General features: G+C 65.0%; 14 protein-coding genes and 1 tRNA gene. 10 read left to right on the top strand and 5 right to left on the bottom strand.

Features of this window, described 5'->3' with window-relative positions; genetic code table 11:
- Positions 1 to 32 precede the first annotated feature (32 nt).
- The 5 genes from GB880_RS14510 (at position 33) to GB880_RS14490 (ending at position 4893) form a co-directional block, all read left to right on the top strand.
- A complete protein-coding gene (locus tag GB880_RS14510) occupies positions 33 to 1514 on the top strand; it encodes a nucleobase:cation symporter-2 family protein (protein WP_154493994.1) in 1482 nt (493 codons plus the stop codon).
- Positions 1514 to 2857 (top strand): 8-oxoguanine deaminase, encoded by a 1344-nt coding sequence (locus GB880_RS14505; RefSeq protein ID WP_154493995.1) that lies wholly within the window; start codon positions 1514 to 1516, stop codon positions 2855 to 2857. Before GB880_RS14510 ends, GB880_RS14505 begins: the two co-directional genes overlap by 1 nt.
- A gap of 17 nt (positions 2858 to 2874) precedes the next feature.
- A complete protein-coding gene (gene uraH, locus GB880_RS14500) occupies positions 2875 to 3228 on the top strand; it encodes a hydroxyisourate hydrolase (RefSeq protein ID WP_154493996.1) in 354 nt (117 codons plus the stop codon).
- Between the two features lie 192 nt (positions 3229 to 3420).
- On the top strand, positions 3421 to 4668 hold the full coding sequence (locus GB880_RS14495) for a urate hydroxylase PuuD (protein WP_154493997.1): 1248 nt from the start codon (positions 3421 to 3423) through the stop codon (positions 4666 to 4668).
- A gap of 149 nt (positions 4669 to 4817) precedes the next feature.
- Positions 4818 to 4893, top strand: a tRNA-Thr gene (locus tag GB880_RS14490).
- Positions 4894 to 4991: 98 nt separating this feature from the next.
- Here the strand turns inward: GB880_RS14490 and GB880_RS14485 are convergent.
- The 3 genes from GB880_RS14485 to GB880_RS14475 all read right to left on the bottom strand — a co-directional run bounded on the left by GB880_RS14485 (position 4992) and on the right by GB880_RS14475 (position 8259).
- Positions 4992 to 6122: an S-(hydroxymethyl)glutathione dehydrogenase/class III alcohol dehydrogenase gene (locus GB880_RS14485; RefSeq protein WP_154494007.1), complete on the bottom strand. Its 1131-nt coding sequence runs from the start codon at positions 6120 to 6122 to the stop codon at positions 4992 to 4994.
- Positions 6123 to 6284: 162 nt separating this feature from the next.
- Positions 6285 to 7715, bottom strand: coding sequence for an alkaline phosphatase D family protein (locus GB880_RS14480; RefSeq protein WP_154493998.1), 1431 nt, complete (start codon positions 7713 to 7715; stop codon positions 6285 to 6287).
- Positions 7716 to 7785: 70 nt separating this feature from the next.
- Positions 7786 to 8259, bottom strand: coding sequence for a pyridoxamine 5'-phosphate oxidase family protein (locus GB880_RS14475; protein WP_154493999.1), 474 nt, complete (start codon positions 8257 to 8259; stop codon positions 7786 to 7788).
- A 126-nt stretch (positions 8260 to 8385) separates the two neighbouring features.
- On the opposite strand from GB880_RS14475, the gene GB880_RS14470 reads away from it, so the two are divergent.
- Together GB880_RS14470 and GB880_RS14465 are read left to right on the top strand one after the other, a co-directional pair.
- The gene (locus GB880_RS14470; RefSeq protein ID WP_263467386.1) at positions 8386 to 9105 is read left to right on the top strand and encodes a FadR/GntR family transcriptional regulator; all 720 of its coding nucleotides are present in this window, start codon (positions 8386 to 8388) and stop codon (positions 9103 to 9105) included.
- A 53-nt stretch (positions 9106 to 9158) separates the two neighbouring features.
- Complete coding sequence (locus GB880_RS14465; RefSeq protein ID WP_154494001.1) at positions 9159 to 10085, top strand: asparaginase; 927 nt, start codon at positions 9159 to 9161, stop codon at positions 10083 to 10085.
- A 26-nt stretch (positions 10086 to 10111) separates the two neighbouring features.
- Here GB880_RS14465 and GB880_RS14460 read toward each other — a convergent pair whose 3' ends face one another.
- Positions 10112 to 11503 (bottom strand): L-cystine transporter, encoded by a 1392-nt coding sequence (locus tag GB880_RS14460; protein ID WP_263467424.1) that lies wholly within the window; start codon positions 11501 to 11503, stop codon positions 10112 to 10114.
- A 255-nt stretch (positions 11504 to 11758) separates the two neighbouring features.
- On the opposite strand from GB880_RS14460, the gene GB880_RS14455 reads away from it, so the two are divergent.
- From GB880_RS14455 to GB880_RS14445, 3 genes are all read left to right on the top strand, one after another.
- Positions 11759 to 12241 carry a nucleoside deaminase gene (locus GB880_RS14455; RefSeq protein ID WP_154494003.1) on the top strand — a complete coding sequence of 161 codons (483 nt, stop codon included), beginning with the start codon at positions 11759 to 11761 and terminating at the stop codon, positions 12239 to 12241.
- A gap of 99 nt (positions 12242 to 12340) precedes the next feature.
- Positions 12341 to 12766: a GlcG/HbpS family heme-binding protein gene (locus tag GB880_RS14450; protein WP_154494004.1), complete on the top strand. Its 426-nt coding sequence runs from the start codon at positions 12341 to 12343 to the stop codon at positions 12764 to 12766.
- Between the two features lie 72 nt (positions 12767 to 12838).
- Positions 12839 to 14077, top strand: a complete 1239-nt coding sequence (locus GB880_RS14445) for an Hsp70 family protein (RefSeq protein WP_154494005.1) — start codon at positions 12839 to 12841, stop codon at positions 14075 to 14077.
- Here the strand turns inward: GB880_RS14445 and GB880_RS14440 are convergent.
- A complete protein-coding gene (locus GB880_RS14440) occupies positions 14074 to 16128 on the bottom strand; it encodes a DEAD/DEAH box helicase (protein ID WP_263467423.1) in 2055 nt (684 codons plus the stop codon). The two genes, GB880_RS14445 and GB880_RS14440, sit on opposite strands and share 4 nt — an antisense overlap.
- Positions 16129 to 16171: the final 43 nt, after the last annotated feature.

Raw genomic sequence — 16171 nt, 5'->3', positions numbered from 1 at the left:
CTCGCGTCCTTGAACAGGGAGGTATGGGACGTATGCAAGCAATCGAAACCAATCCGGGCTTCGACCCGGTCGAGGAGCGCATCGCCGCCCCTCGACTGTTGGCTCTGGGCCTGCAACATGTGCTGGTCATGTATGCCGGCGCCATTGCGGTGCCGCTCATCGTCGGGCGCGCCCTGCAGCTCAGTCCGCAGGATGTCGCGTTCCTGATCTCGGCCGACCTGTTCGTGTGTGGCGTGGTCACCATCATCCAGTCCTTTGGGGCCACACAGTGGTTCGGGATCCGTTTGCCGGTCATGATGGGCGTGACCTTTGCGGCGGTCGGACCGATGGTGGCCATCGCCCAGTCCTATCCCGGGCAGGAAGGCGCAAGAATGATGTTCGGGGCCATCATGGCCGCAGGCATCATTGCGATCTTCCTGGCACCGGTGGTGGGGCGCATGCTGCGCTTCTTTCCCAGCGTGGTCACGGGAACGGTGATCCTGGTCATCGGTATCAGCCTGATGCCGGTCGGGATCAACTGGATCTTCGGCCTGCAGGTCGGCCCGACGGCGCCGAAACTGATTGATCCGGCGCACAAGGCCTGGCTGGATGCCGCGATCACTGCCGGTGGCGTGCCCGAGGGGCTGAAACTGGCGCCGACGGTCAAGAACCCCGAATATGCCTCGTTGTCGCGCATCCTGATCGGGGTGGTGGTGCTGGGCTCGATCCTGCTGATCGCGCGTTATGCCAAGGGCTTCATTGCCAATATCGCGGTGCTGATGGGCATCCTGATCGGGGGCGTTCTGGCTGCCGCCCTGGGGCTGATGCATTTTGGCGACGTGGCCGGGGCGGCCTGGTTTGCGCCGATCGCGCCGCTGCATTTCGGCATGCCGATCTTTGACCCGATCATGATTCTGACCATGGTTCTGGTAATGATGGTGATCATGATCGAATCGACCGGGATGTTTCTGGCGCTCAGCGACCTGTGTGGCCGCCGCCTGACGCCGAAGGCGCTGACCGCCGGCCTGCGGGTCGATGGTCTGGGCACGGCGATCGGCGGGCTGTTCAACACCTTCCCCTATACTTCGTTTTCGCAGAACGTGGGGCTGGTCGGCGTCACCGGGGTGCGCTCGCGCTTTGTCTGCGTGGCCGGCGGGGCCATCATGATCGTGCTGGGCCTGATCCCGAAAATGGCCGTGCTGGTCGAATCGCTGCCGACCACGGTTCTGGGCGGCGCCGGTCTGGTCATGTTCGGCATGGTCGCCGCAACCGGCATCCGCATCCTGTCGACGGTGGACTTCAAGGGCAATCGCCACAATCTGTTCATCGTTGCCGTGTCGCTGGGCCTGGGGATGATCCCGATGATCGCGCCCGACTTCAACCAGTGGCTGCCCCATTCGATCCATACGCTGATCCATTCGGGCATCCTGCTGGCCGCGGTCGCTGCGGTTCTGCTGAACTGGTTCTTCAACGGCGCGCCGAAAGTCTCCGACGAGGAACTGGCCGCCGCCGCCCACGCCGCCGAGGCGCATTGATGTCGCGCCGCCTGCTGATCCGCGAGGCCGAGGTGGTGGTAACCATGGACGGCGCGCGGCGCGAAATCGCAGGCGGCGATGTCCTGATCGACGGCGGAGTGATCTCTGCCGTCGGTGTCGGCCTGTCCGCCGAGGGCGCCGAGATCGTCGAGGCCCGCGGCTGCGTGGTGACGCCGGGGCTGGTCAACACCCATCACCACCTGTTTCAGACCCTGACCCGCGCCGTGCCGGCCGCCCAGGACGCGGCGCTGTTCGGCTGGCTGCGGACGCTGTATCCGATCTGGGCCCGCATGGGGCCGCAGGACATCCGCCTGTCGACACAGATCGGCCTGGCCGAGCTGGCGTTGTCGGGCTGCACCTGTTCTTCGGATCATCTTTACCTGTTCCCGAACGGCGCCCGGCTGGACGACAGCATCGAGGCCGCGGCCGAGGTCGGTATCCGCTTCACCGCCACCCGCGGCGCCATGTCGATCGGCGAAAGCCGCGGTGGCCTGCCCCCGGATTCCCTGGTCGAGGACGAGGCCGCGATCCTGCGCGACAGCGAACGGGTGATCGACGCCTTTCATGACCCGAACCCCGGCGCCATGGTGCAGGTCGGGCTGGCCCCCTGTTCGCCGTTTTCGGTCAGCCGCGAACTGATGCGCGATGCCGCGATCCTGGCCCGGGACAAGGGGGTGCGGTTGCATACCCACCTGGCCGAGAATGACGAGGACATCGCCTATTCGCTCGAGAATTTCGGCATGTTGCCTGGCGATTATGCCGAAAGCCTGGGCTGGACGGGGCCGGACGTCTGGCATGCCCATTGCGTGAAACTGTCCGGCGCCGAAATCGACCTGTTTGCGCGCAGCGGAACCGGCGTGGCGCATTGTCCCTGTTCCAACGCAAGGCTCGCCTCGGGGATCGCGCCGGTGCGGCAGATGCGCGATGCCGGCGTGCCGGTCGGGCTGGGCGTGGACGGATCGGCCTCGAACGATTGCAGCCATCTTGGGCTCGAGGCGCGACAGGCGATGCTGGTCGCGCGGCTGCGCGACGGGCCCGCCGCCCTGGGCGCGCGCGAGGCGCTGGAAATCGCCACCCTGGGCGGTGCCCGCGTGCTGGGCCGCGACGATATCGGCGCGCTGATCCCCGGCAAGCGGGCCGATCTGGTGCTGTGGGATCTGGCCGAGCTGCCAGCCGCCGGTGCATGGGATCCGGTCGCGGCACTGGTATTCTGCGCGCCAATCCGGCCGCGTGCCGTTTATGTCGAAGGGCGCGCCATCGTGCAGGACCATCGCCTGTTGACACTCGACACCCATGGCCTGGCCCTTGCAGCCGACAAGGCCCTGACCCGATTGATGAACTGACAAGAAAGGAAAGCACCATGCCCGGTTATCTGACCACCCATGTTCTGGACACCGCCAACGGCACCCCCGCTCAAGGCATGAAGATCGAACTGTATCGGCTGGACGGGGGCGAACGCCGTCTGCTTGCCGAAACGGTCACCAACCATGACGGACGCACGGACAAGCACATCCTGCCGGAATCGGAATTCGCCACCGGCGAATACGAACTTCTGTTCCACGTGGGCGCCTGGCTGGACGGTCAGGGCCATCAGGCGGCCAAGCCGCGCTTTCTCGATGTCGTCCCATTGCGATTTGGCATGTCTGAACAGGACCATTACCATGTCCCGTTGCTGATCTCGCCCTATGGCTTTTCCACCTATCGGGGCAGCTGAAGCCGAGGAAAGGCTTGCAAAACCTGTGTTCCTGCGCAGGATAGAGGGGGCTCGCCCCCTCTTTTTCATTCTGGTTCCATCACGCGCTGGTAAAGGATTTTCAACCTGCCGTTAAGACAGCAAGGGCGAATGCGTGAATACTCGCAAGTCGCGTCACGCGGTAGTTTTGTCCCAGCTAGATAGGAGTCCACTATGTCCGATTTCGCCGTCATCTGGGACTGGCTTGCGTTCGCCATTCGCTGGACGCATGTCATCACCGCAATCGCCTGGATCGGTTCCTCGTTCTATTTCGTCGCGCTCGACCTGGGTCTGCGCAAGAGCCCCAACCTGCCCGAAGGCGCCTATGGCGAGGAATGGCAGGTTCATGGCGGCGGTTTCTACCACATCCAGAAGTATCTGGTGGCACCGGCACAGATGCCGGAACACCTGATCTGGTTCAAATGGGAAAGCTATGCCACCTGGCTGTCGGGCGCGGCACTGCTGATGGTCACCTATTGGGTGGGATCGGAGCTGTTCCTGATCGATCCGGCCAAGATGGAGCTGGCCCCCTGGCAGGCGATCCTGATTTCCGCCGGTTCGCTGTCGATCGGCTGGCTGGTCTATGACAACCTGTGCAAATCCAAGCTGGGCGAGACCCCGACGCTGCTGATGCTGCTGTTGTTCGTGCTGCTGCTGATCATGGGTTGGGCCTATAACCAGGTGTTCACCGGCCGCGCCACCATGCTGCACCTGGGGGCTTTTACCGCGACCATCATGACCGCGAACGTGTTCCTGGTGATCATGCCCAACCAGCGCATCGTGGTTGCCGATCTGAAGGCGGGGCGCAAGCCGGATCCGAAATATGGCCGCATCGCCAAGCTGCGTTCGACCCACAACAACTACCTGACCTTGCCGGTCGTGTTCCTGATGTTGTCGAACCACTATCCGCTGGCCTTTGCCTCGGAATACAACTGGCTGATCGCCGGTCTGATCTTCCTGATGGGCGTCACCATCCGCCACTTCTTCAACACCATGCACGCCGGCGGCGGCATGCAGTGGTGGACCTGGGCGGTGACCACCGTGCTGTTCATCATCGTGATGTGGCTGTCCACGGCCCCGATGCTGCGCCAGAGCGTCGAAGAATCCGAGGCGCGCGTCCTGACCCCCACCCAGCAGGCGATGATCGAATCGCCCGGTTGGGAAGAAGCCTCTGCAGCGGTCCTCGGCCGCTGCAGCATGTGCCATGCCCGCGAGCCGGGCTATGAAGGCATCCACACCGCGCCCAAGGGCATCCTGCTGGAAACCCCCGACGATATCACGCGCGCTGCCCGTGAAATCTATCTGCAAGCCGGCATCACCGATGCGATGCCGCCGGCAAACGTCAGCTACATGGAGCCGCAGGAACGTCAGGCAATCATCGACTGGTATCGCGGCCTGCCCAAGACCTTTGCAATGAACTGAGCCGACAGGTCAGGTTCTCCGCATCGATTTCTGCGCAGCGTCCCCGGCGCTGCGATTTTTTTGTCCGCGTTCCTGGACTGCGCGCGCCTTGTCGTCCAGCCGATCTGGTCTTGACGCCCTCGGGCCACCGGGATACTACGCCCGCCGAGGCCCCAATAGCTCAGTTGGTAGAGCACCTGTTTCGTAAATAGGTGGTCGGCGGTTCGAGTCCGTCTTGGGGCACCACAATCCTCTGAAAAGATGATGTTTCGCAAGATCGCGCTTGCTGGCGCAGGCCGCGCTCCGTCGAAATCGCGGCCTGTCCAAGGTTCTGCGAAATGCGGTCAGAACACCACCACCGAACGGATCGATTCGCCGCGGTGCATCAGGTCGAACCCCTTGTTGATCTCGTCCAGCGTCAGGGTGTGCGTGATCATCGGGTCGATCTCGATCTTGCCGTTCATGTACCAGTCGACAATCCGGGGAACATCGGTGCGTCCGCGTGCACCGCCGAAGGCTGTGCCTTTCCATACGCGCCCCGTCACCAGCTGAAAGGGCCGGGTCTGGATTTCGGCCCCAGCCGGCGCCACTCCGATAACGACCGAGACACCCCAGCCGCGATGCGTGCATTCCAGCGCATCCCGCATCACCTTGACGTTGCCCGTGCAGTCGAAACTGTAGTCGGCACCCCCGATCTGATCGAAGGGCGTCTTGGTCATGTCGACAAGATGCTGGACCAGCGACCCCTGGATTTCCTGCGGGTTGACGAAATGGGTCATGCCGAAACGCTCGCCCCAGGCGCGCTTGTCATTGTTCAGATCGACGCCGATGATCATGTCGGCGCCTGCGAGCTTCAGGCCCTGGATGACGTTCAGCCCGATGCCCCCCAATCCGAACACCACCGCCTTGGCGCCGGTTTCAACCTTGGCGGTATTCAGCACAGCACCGATGCCCGTGGTTACACCGCAACCGATGTAGCAGATCTTGTCGAAAGGCGCTTCGGGATCCACCTTGGCCAGCGCGATTTCCGGAAGCACCGTGTGGTTGGCAAAGGTCGAACAGCCCATGTAGTGATAGATGGGCGTGCCATCCAGCATCGAGAAGCGGGTGGTGCCGTCCGGCATCAGCCCCTGACCCTGAGTGGCCCGGATTGCCGTGCACAGGTTGGTCTTTTGCGACAGGCAAGACGGGCACTGCCGACATTCCGGCGTGTAAAGCGGGATCACGTGGTCGCCGGGCTTCAGCGTGGTCACACCCTCGCCCACTTTCACCACGACACCTGCGCCCTCATGTCCGAGAATCGAGGGAAAGATGCCTTCGGGATCGGCGCCGGAAAGAGTGAACTCGTCAGTGTGGCAGATCCCCGTGGCCTTGATCTCGACCAGGACTTCGCCGGCCTTTGGCCCCTCGAGATTGACGTCCATGATCTGCAGGGGCTTTCCAGGGGCAACGGCGACGGCAGCGCGGGTGCGCATCATGGGCGGTTCTCCTTCAGGACAGGCTGTGCGACAGCCCGATTGGTTGGCGACAGTTGCGTGTCAGGGCTCGTCCCGGCGTGTCAGGACGGCTTGGCGAACAGCGGCAGTCTAAAACACTGGGCCTGCAAGGCAATTCCCCACAAGCGGCCATGAGTGCGATCACAGGTCCAGCGGTGGGGTTGTGCCGCTGTGCTCGAGATGCCAGCGCGCCTGCCATTTTCCTTGCTGGCGTTGCAAGGTCAGGAAGTTGCGTTCGGCCACATAGCGGTGACGCTGGCCGGGCAAGGGCAGGATGCGGATGGGGTGTTCCGGCAACGGTGCTTCGCCCAGTCCGGCAAACATGCCCAGGATCCGGGCATAGGCGCGGGGTGGCGCGCGATGCGATATGCCCGAGGCGACCAGTTGATGCACCCTTTGCGCCGCCGGCCCCATCTCGGCCCGGGTGGCCAGATGAATTTCACCGGAAATCGCCGTGACCTGCGCGGTCTGGCGCCAGGCCAGAACCCGGCGCAACATGCGTTGCCATTCGGTGCGGTGGGCGCGACTTTGCCATTGGTCGCGCAGGTCGTCCTCGTAATGCTGCATCCGCGGGATCAGCATCATGATCTGTTCCAGCAGCGACAGCCGCGGCCCCAGCAGCGGCACGCTGGAAATCAGGAACAGGTGAGCCCCCTGCGGCCGCAGATCATCGACCGCCTGCCAGCCGGCCTGGCCCATGATGCGATGCCGGTTGCGTTCCGACCGCAGATCGGGTGCGGCAATCGTCAATCCGGGCAATTCGCGTTTCCACGTCAGGCTGGTGCCGGATGGGTCCAGAAACAGCTGCGGAATATCTGCTTCGACCGCACCGTGTTGAAACAGCAAGCAGGTTTCGCGCGCCACGGCAAACAGCACCTGCCCTACGGTCGAGCCGGTCAGCTCGTCGGAAAGCGATCCCCAGCCGTCGCAGATGTCATGATCGTCCCAGATCGACAGGCTGGGCACCTGCGCCAGCAAGGCGGCATAATCCGTAGATTCCAGAACATGCAGATAGCGTTGCACGAAACGGCGCTGCAAATGCCGGCGCAGGTCATCGATTTGTGCGGGATCGCCAACCTGCGGGGCGTGGTGGGGCCAGTTTTCGCTAAGCGGGTGATCCTGCGTAGCCTCGTCGGCATAGATCTGATCGCCCCCTTGGATCAGCAGGGCAAATGGCTGTCGGGCATGCTCTTGCGACAGCCGCGCCCACATCAGGTTGCGTTCGTCGGCATCGCGGTCCAGATCGCCGTTTTCCTCTCCGTTGCAGCTGACGAAAGCCAGGCGAAGATCGTTGCGATGGTCTGACACGACGGGATGAAACTGCCCCGCCAGCTCATAGCCGCGATCCTGTGGCCGCAGGATGAAATCATAGCGCCAGGCCTGAAGCTCGGCGATCCGCAACAGGGGCAACGGGGCAAGAATTTGCTCGCCTGCCCGCAAAGGTCCCGGCGCGGTCGCGTCCGCGTCCGTGAGAACCATTGCAGACAGTGCGATATGCCCGTCACCTTGGCCACGATAGAACAGCATGGGTCCGGCGCGAAAGCCGGGGCAGTCAAGGGTCGGCACGGTCATCCAGTTATTTTCTGCATCGCGGCGAATATAGGTGCTCGGGCCGCCTGGCATAGCCCCGACGCCTGGGTATTCAGAACCTCAGCTGAAAGTGATCGCCCATGTCGGGCTTTTCACCCGTCAAGCGCGCCTTCGCCAACTGATAAAGGAAACCCACCCCGCCCGTGGTCGCCCAGACCTCGGCGCTGGTAAGTCCCAGACGCAGCAACCGCACGTCCGGATCGCGCTGACCACCCTCGAACCAGGATGCAGCCACGGCATTCCAGATTTCGTCCAGTTTTTCCTGATCTTGCGAAAGTTCCAGTCTGCCCTCGATCCGCGCCCACAGCTTTCCCGAACTGTCTGCGATCAGATGAATGGCGTTCCGGGGACCGGATTGGATTTCGTCCACCAGATCCACGCCTTGTGCGGTGATGAACCACAATGCGCCTTCATCGCGATCGGCGTAGTGGGACATGGGTACGAACTTGAGCGAATCGACCGTGCCCAGCATGCCGGCATTGATCGAACCCAGACGGTCCCAGAACAGGTCAAGTTGTTCGGTCATCTCTGCAAATCCTTCTGCTTTGCGTTTCAACCCGCGGCCGTGCGCACAGGTTCCGCAAAAGCAGACCCACGGCTCCCGAACTGATCCGTTCTTGCCAGATGGCAATTCCGATGCAACAGTGCCGGAATGAGCGAACTGACTGATTGGTTGTCTGACAGAATTCCGTTCAGCCGCAAGAATGCGGCCGAGGCGGTTTTCGAGGATTTGCGCAGCGCGATCCTTTCAGGACGCCTGCCGGTTGGGACGCGTCTGCCCTCGGAATCCAAGCTTGCCGAGCATTACGCGGTCAGCCGCCCCATCATTCGCGAGGCCATGCGGTCGTTGCAGACGCTGGGGCTGACCCGCAGCGGCAGCGGCAGCGGCAGCTTCGTCATCTCGGACCGCCAAGGGCCACAGCTGGATTATGGCGACATGCCCGCCCGCGACCTGATCGAAGCCCGCCCACATATCGAAATTCCGACCGCTGGCTGGGCGGCGCTGCGGCGTTCCGACGCGCAAGCCAATCGCATGCTTGCGCTCTGCGACCAGATGGAACGCCAGGAAAATCCGCAACGCTGGGTGCAACTGGATTCCGATTTCCACTGCCTGATCGCGGAAGCGGCCAACAACACCCTGTTCCACCAGTTCGTCACCGGCTCGCGCGGGGCGATGATGCGGCAATCGCAACTGGTCAATCTGCTGGCGGATCGACGTCCGAAATCGGATATCGAGCATCGCCGCATCGCGCTGGCCATTGTCGAGGGACGTGCCGAGGATGCCCGCGCCGCCATGCAGCTGCACCTGGCCGAGGTCGATCGCGCCACGTCGCGCATCATCAGCGATCAGTCCGCTGCAAACAAAGACTGAAATATCAATGCGCTGTGTTCTTGTTGCAGAATTTTTCGAATGATGGCCGCCGAATGACCGATGACGACACACCCCTGATCGCGGTGCTGGGCACTGGCGGCACCATCGCCAGTCGCAAGGATGCCCATGGCGCTGCCAGCCCGGCGCTCGGCGGCGAGGAGCTGCTGGCCCTGTTGCCGCCGCTGCGCGTGCGTCTGCGCCCGCAAGAGGTTCTGGCAAAGGATTCGTCGGCCCTGACCCTGGCCGACATGCAGCACATCAGTGCCAGCGTTGCGGCGCAACTGTCCGATACCGATGTGGCCGGGGTGGTGGTGCTGCACGGGACCGACGCGATGGAGGAAACCTCGCTGCTGGTGCAATTGCAGCATCAACCGCAGAAACCGGTGATCTTTACCGGGGCGCAGTTCGCCGCGGATCACCCGCGCTCGGACGGCATCGTCAATCTCGCTGACGCGGTCCGTATGGCGATGACGGGGAAGGATGGCGTGCGGCTGGCATTTGCCGGCCGCGAACTGCCGTGCTGGGGTCTTTACAAGCGGACGACCGACCTTGCCGATGCCTTTGCGCTGGCGGGCCCGGTGCCGGCACCCGCCCTGCCTCGCCTGCCGGCCGATGTCGGCGCGACGCGGGTGGATATCGTCGCCATTCACCCCGGCTGCGACGCGGCGCATCTGGATGCCAGCCTGGATCGCGGCGCGGATGGGGTGGTGATCGCCGCGCTGGGGTCCGGCAATGCCTCGCCGGAAATCGTTGCAGCGATCCAGCGGGCAAGCGCACGGGGCGTGCCGGTGGTGATCTCCAGCCGGGTGCCGGAGGGTGAAATGGCGCCGATCTATGGCGGCGGCGGCGGCGGGCACGACATGGCCGCGGCCGGGGCGATTCACGCCCGCTGGCTGCGGCCGGGGCAGGCGCGGATCCTGCTGGCCGTGCTATTGGCCAATGGCTGCGACCGCGACCGGATCAGGACGGCCTTTGGCTGATCCGCGACGGTCGCGGCGCACAGGCTTCAGGCGTTCTGCAACTCGCCGTCGTCGCTGTCCAGAATCGCCCGATCGGTCTGGCCCATGAGCTGCGAAGTGACGGTCCCCGCCGTCATCGCGCCCGACACGTTCAGCGCCGTGCGCCCCATGTCGATCAGCGGCTCGACCGAAATCAGCAGCGCCACCAGCGTCACCGGCAGGCCCATGGCGGGCAGCACGATCAGCGCCGCCATGGTGGCGCCGCCACCCACCCCCGCCACCCCGGCCGAGGACAGGGTGACAATGGCGAGCAGCGTCATGATCCAGCCCGGATCGGTCGGATCGATCCCCATGGTCGGGGCCACCATCACCGCCAGCATCGCCGGATACAGGCCCGCACAGCCGTTCTGCCCGATGGTCGCCCCGAACGACGCCGCGAACGAGGCGATGGTCGGCGGCACCCCCAGGCGACGGGTCTGGACCTCGACGTTCAGGGGAATGGTCGCTGCGCTGGAGCGGCTGGAAAAGGCAAAGCTCAGCGCCGGCATCACCTTGCGGAAAAAGGTCAGCGGATTCACCCCGGTCAGCGTCAACAGCAACGCGTGCACCCCGAACATGATGGCAAGCCCCAGGTAAGAGGCGATGACGAACTTGCCCAGGTTCAGGATGTCGGCCGCGTTGGAACTGGCGGCCATCCGCGCCATCAGCGCCATGACACCATAGGGGGTCAGCGCCATGATCAACCGCACCAGCTGGCTGATCCAGGCTTGCAGCATGTCGATCAGCCCCAGAAGCTGCTGGCCCTTTTCGACATCGCGCCGCACCAGCCGGATCGCGGCCACCCCCAGAAAGGCGGCAAAGATCACCACCGAGATGATCGAGGTCGGATTTGCGCCGGTCAGATCGGCGAAGGGATTCTTGGGAATGAATGAAAGCAGCAGCTGCGGCACGGTCAGATCCGCCACCTTGGGCGCATAATTGGTTTCCAGCGCGCTGAGCCGGGCGGTTTCGGCCGCGCCCTGGGCAAGACCCTCGGCGCTCAGACCGAAGCCCAGGGCGATCAGCACCCCGACCAGCGCCGCGATCGCCGTGGTCATCAGCAGCGTGCCCAGCGTCAGCACCGAAATCCGCCCCAATGCGCTGGCATCGTGCAGCCGGGCCACCGCGCTGAGGATGGCAGCAAAGACCAGCGGCATCACCACCATCTGCAACAGCTGCACATAGCCGCTGCCGACGATGCCGATCCAGTTGACGGTGGTTTTCAGCACTTCCGACTGGCTGCCATAGGCCAGTTGCAATCCGATCCCGAAAACGGTGCCGATGAGCAGACCGATAAGCGCCCGCATGGACAGGGACATGCCACCCCGCTGGTGCAGCCGCGCCAGCAGCACCAGCAGCAGAACAAAGACAGCAAGGTTGATGAACAGCGGGATCATGATGCGCCTCGGGCAGTTGCGATGCGACAGTTAGTCACAATCACGTGCCGGCACCTAGGGGTCTGGGTGCAAACCGGGACTGCGCAGGGGACATGACTGGGCGCCAGACTTTATGCCGCGATGCGTAACAGCTTCCGGCGATTGTTGATTATCCTGCGGGCCTGCGGTTGCTAGATTGCGCGCAACACGGCCAAGGTCCGCAGCCCGCATCCGCGCGCGTCGCCTGCCTTGGCGTTCTTGCCCAGGATTTCAAAACCGATGCAGCATCCGCCCGACAGCGCCGATCCGACGCCCTATCTGGCGCAGGCGATCCAGCTGGCGCATCAGAACGCGCGGGCGGGCGGACGCCCCTTTGGCGCGGTGGTCGTGCGCGATGGCCGGGTGATCGCCACCGCCGTGAACCGCATGGCCGAGCTGAACGACCCCACCGCCCATGCCGAGATGTTGGCGCTGCGCAATGCGGCCCAGGCCCTGGGCAGCATCGATCTGTCGGGGTGCCGGGTCTATGCCAGCGGCCAACCCTGCCCGATGTGCCTGGCGGCGATGCGCATGGCCGGCATCGCAGCGGTCAGCTATGCCTATAGCAACGACGAGGCCGAGCCGCATGGCCTGTCGACCGCCGCTGTCTATCGCGAACTGGCCCTGCCGCTGGCGCAGCAATCCATGGCGATCGCACATCATCCGCTGCGCCTGCCCGAGGTCGGCGACCTCTATGGCGATTGGCGCCAGGCCCGGCGCTAGCGACAGCCGAACTTTCGACGACCACCCGATCCCGACATGCCTTTCCGAGCCCTGCCCGGCACCACAACCAACCACAGCCACCCAACACCGGAGGAAACCATGCTGACCGTAACCCGTCTGGACCAACAGGACGCCCGCATCCTGATCGAGGGCGCCGAGGCCCATGCCCGCGAGATCAACGTGCCCATGTGCATTGCCATTACCGACGACACCGGCCATCTGCTGGCGTTTTCGCGGATGGATGGCGGCAAGATCACCTCGATCACCATTGCCATCGACAAGGCTTTCACCGCCGCCGGTGCCCGCAAGGCCACACATGAATACGGCGCCGCCAGCCAGCCGGGCGCCCCGGCCTATGGCATCGCGTCGGCCATCGGCGGCCGGTTGATGGTGGTGGGCGGCGGACTTGTGGTTGAACACGACGGCAAGGCGGTCGGCGGCATAGGCGTGTCCTCGGGCACGCCCGCCCAGGACCAGGCCGTAGCCCAGGCCGGGATCGACCACTGGCTGAAAAACCGCGGCTAGGCCCAGGGCTGGCCTTGCGGGCCCGGGCAAAGGGCGCTAACAGCGCGCCCTTTGCAAACAAGGTTCTCGCGCATGGCCCCGCAGGCTCTGGCAATCGATTTCGGCACGTCCAATTCAGCCGCGGCGATCCTGCGCGACGGCCATGTGCAACGCATCGCCATGGAAGCAGATGCCGACACCTTGCCGACGGCGGTGTTCTTTCCCGCCGACGGCGGCGCCATGCGCATCGGCCGGGCGGCGACCCAGGCCCTGATCGCGGGGCACGAGGGGCGCTATATGCGGGCCTTGAAAAGCGTCCTTGGCACCGCGCTGCTGCATGAAACGCGCCTGATCGCCGGTCGTCGCCGGAGCCTGGCGCAGGTAATCGCAGCCTTTCTGTCCGAATTGCGCCAACGCGCCGAACAGGCAACCGGGCTGCGGTTTCACCGGGCGCTGTCCGGTCGGCCGGTGCATTTCCATAGCAACGACCCACAGGCCGATCTGCGCGCCGAAGCCGATCTGCGCGCCTGCTATCTGGCCGCCGGATTCGACCAGGTGGATTTCCTGCCCGAACCGCAGGCCGCGGCCCTGGCCAGCCACCGTCTTGGCGCGGACGACAGCCTGGGGCTGATCGTGGACATCGGCGGCGGCACCTCGGATTTCTCTGTCATCCGCAGCGGCAGGACCGGGGTGCGGATCCTGGCCAATCACGGCATCCGCCTGGGCGGCACCGATTTCGACCAGCTCTTGTCCCTGAGCCACGCGATGCCCCTGCTGGGTCATGGCGGAGAGTTGCGGCGCGAGATGGGGCCGGGGCTGTTGCCCATGCCCAACGGGATCTACGTCGACCTGGCAAACTGGGCCAGGATCCCGTTCCTTTACGCGCCCGAACCGCGTCGGATGGCGGCCGACATGGCGCGGCTTGCCGTCCATCCGCACAAGTTGCGCCGGCTGGTCACAGTGCTGCGGGATGAACTGGGCCATGATCTGGCCTTTGCGGTGGAACATGGCAAGATCGCGGCGAATGGCGGTGAAATCGCCCATATCTCGCTGGATTTCATCGAACCGGGGCTGGCAACCTCGCTTGGGCACGAGACCCTGGCGGCAACGCTGGCAGGACACCGTCAACAGTTGCAGGATGCCATGTCGCAGACCCTGCAATTCGCCCGAGTCGACGCCGCCGACATCGGCCATGTCATCCTTGTCGGCGGCTCGAGCCTGATGGAGATGGTGGCCAGCGCCGCGCATGAGGTCTGTCCCCAGGCGCGGCTGTTGCGCAGCGATGCCTTTACCGCCGTGATCGACGGGCTGGCAATCGCCACGGCATCCTAACGCTTGGGCTTGCCGGGGCGGATGGCGGCCCCGCGCGAGGGCTTGTCACCGCCCTTGCCCGCCCACGCGGGCTTGGCATCGGCGCGGTGCGACTTGAATCCCTCGGCCCGTTTCGGCCGCGCCTCCGCGCCATCGCCAAGTTTACGCGGGGCACCGCCATGCGACTTGAAGCCAATGGCACGAGAAGCGTTCGGCGCGGCAGCCTTGCCAGCCGGCTTGCCCTCGGCGGCACTGGCAGGCACGGTCGCCTGCTTGTGCGCCTTTTTCTGGGCAGTGCTCCAGCGCGGTTTCTTGACGGGGCTTTCCGGCTCGATCACGGGCGCGGCCGCGCGAGCGGGCGGCGGCAGGTCCTGCGGATCCAGCAGCGCCGGCCGGCGTGGCCGGGGGGCGGGTTTGGCCGCGGCCGCAGCGGCGACAGCCTGCGGCCGAGGCTCGGCACTGCCTTTGCGGTGCCGTGCGGGCGGCGCGTCGAACTGCGGCTCGCCCTCGATCCGGCGCATGGTCAGGCCGGGTTCAAGCTCGATCATCTCGCCGAACTGGCCCGCGACCGGCGCGGCGATCTGCACGAAGGTCTGTTCGGTCTTGACGCGAATGGCACCGATGGAATCGCGGGTGATGGCGCCCGCTTCGCAGATCTTGGGCAGAAGCCAGCGCGCCTCGGCGCGGCCCGAATGGCCGACCGACAGCAGGAACCAGACCGCCGGCCCGAATTCACCGCGTTCACGCGGCGCGGCCGGGGTCGGGGCGGCGCTTTCCATGAGTTCCTCGGGCGCGGGGCGACCTTCGCGCCACAGCCGCACAAAGGCCGAGGCCACCTGTTCTGCGCCAAAGCGTTGCAGCAGATCGGCGGCCAGCGCGGCCTCCTCGCCCGGCGCTTCGTGCAGGCCGGGATGGTCCAGCATCCGTTGGTCGTCGCGGCCCTGCACATCATCGGCCGAGGGGGCCTTGCCCCATTCGGCCACCAGCTTTGCTCGCTGCAACAGGCGTTGCGCGCGCTTGTATTCCGAGGACGGCACGATCAGCACCGAGGTGCCTTTGGCGCCGGCCCGGCCGGTGCGGCCCGAGCGGTGCAGCAGCGTTTCCGGATTCGTCGGCAGGTCGGCGTGGATCACCAGTTCCAGCCCCGGAAGATCGATGCCGCGCGCGGCGACATCGGTGGCAATGCACACCCGCGCCCGGCCGTCGCGCAGCGCCTGCAGGGCATGGCTGCGTTCCTGCTGGCTGAGTTCGCCCGACAGCGCCACCACCTTGAAGCCGCGATTGCTCATGCGGGCCAGCAGGTGGTTCACATTCGCCCGCGTCTTGCAAAAGATGATCGCACGGCTGGCCTCGTAATAGCGCAGCGTATTGAAGATCGCGTGTTCGGAATCGCGCGGCATGACCGAAAAGGCACGGTATTCGATATCGCCATGCTGGCGCGCCTCGCCCAGGGCCTGGATGCGCAGGGCGTCGCGCTGGAAATCCTTGGCCAGCGCCTCGATTGCGGGCGGCACGGTGGCGGAAAACAGCAGCGTCCGGCGACCCTGCGGGGCGGCACCCAGGATGAATTCGAGATCCTCGCGAAAGCCCAGGTCCAGCATCTCGTCGGCCTCGTCCAGCACGCTGGCGCGCAGCGCGCTCAGGTCCAGAGAGCCGCGTTCGATATGATCGCGCAGCCGGCCGGGGGTGCCCACGACGATATGGGCGCCGCGATCCAGTGCCCGGCGTTCGGTGCGGTAATCCATGCCACCGACGCAGGTGGCTATGCGGGCGCCGGTTTCACCGTAAAGCCAACCCAGTTCGCGCGCCACCTGCAGGGCCAGTTCACGCGTCGGCGCGATCGCCAGGGCCAGGGGTTGCGACGGCGCGCTCGGATCGACGGCCTCAAGGATCTGCGGGGCCATGGCGATGCCGAAGGCCACCGTCTTGCCCGAACCGGTCTGGGCCGAAACCAGCAGGTCGCGGCCTTGGGCATCATCGGCCAGGACGGCCTGTTGCACGGCAGTCAGGCTGGCATAGCCCTTGGCCGCCAGCGCCGCGGCCAGAGGCGCGGCAATCTCGTGTTCAATCATCATCTTCGCCAGAAAGGGGATGCAGCGCATCCGGGTGACGGCA

The organism is Paracoccus sp. SMMA_5_TC (genome assembly GCF_009696685.2).
Classification (GTDB): Bacteria; Pseudomonadota; Alphaproteobacteria; order Rhodobacterales; family Rhodobacteraceae; genus Paracoccus.
Note: the sequence above shows the minus strand (reverse complement) of the source record. Positions and strands in the feature narration are given on the sequence as shown.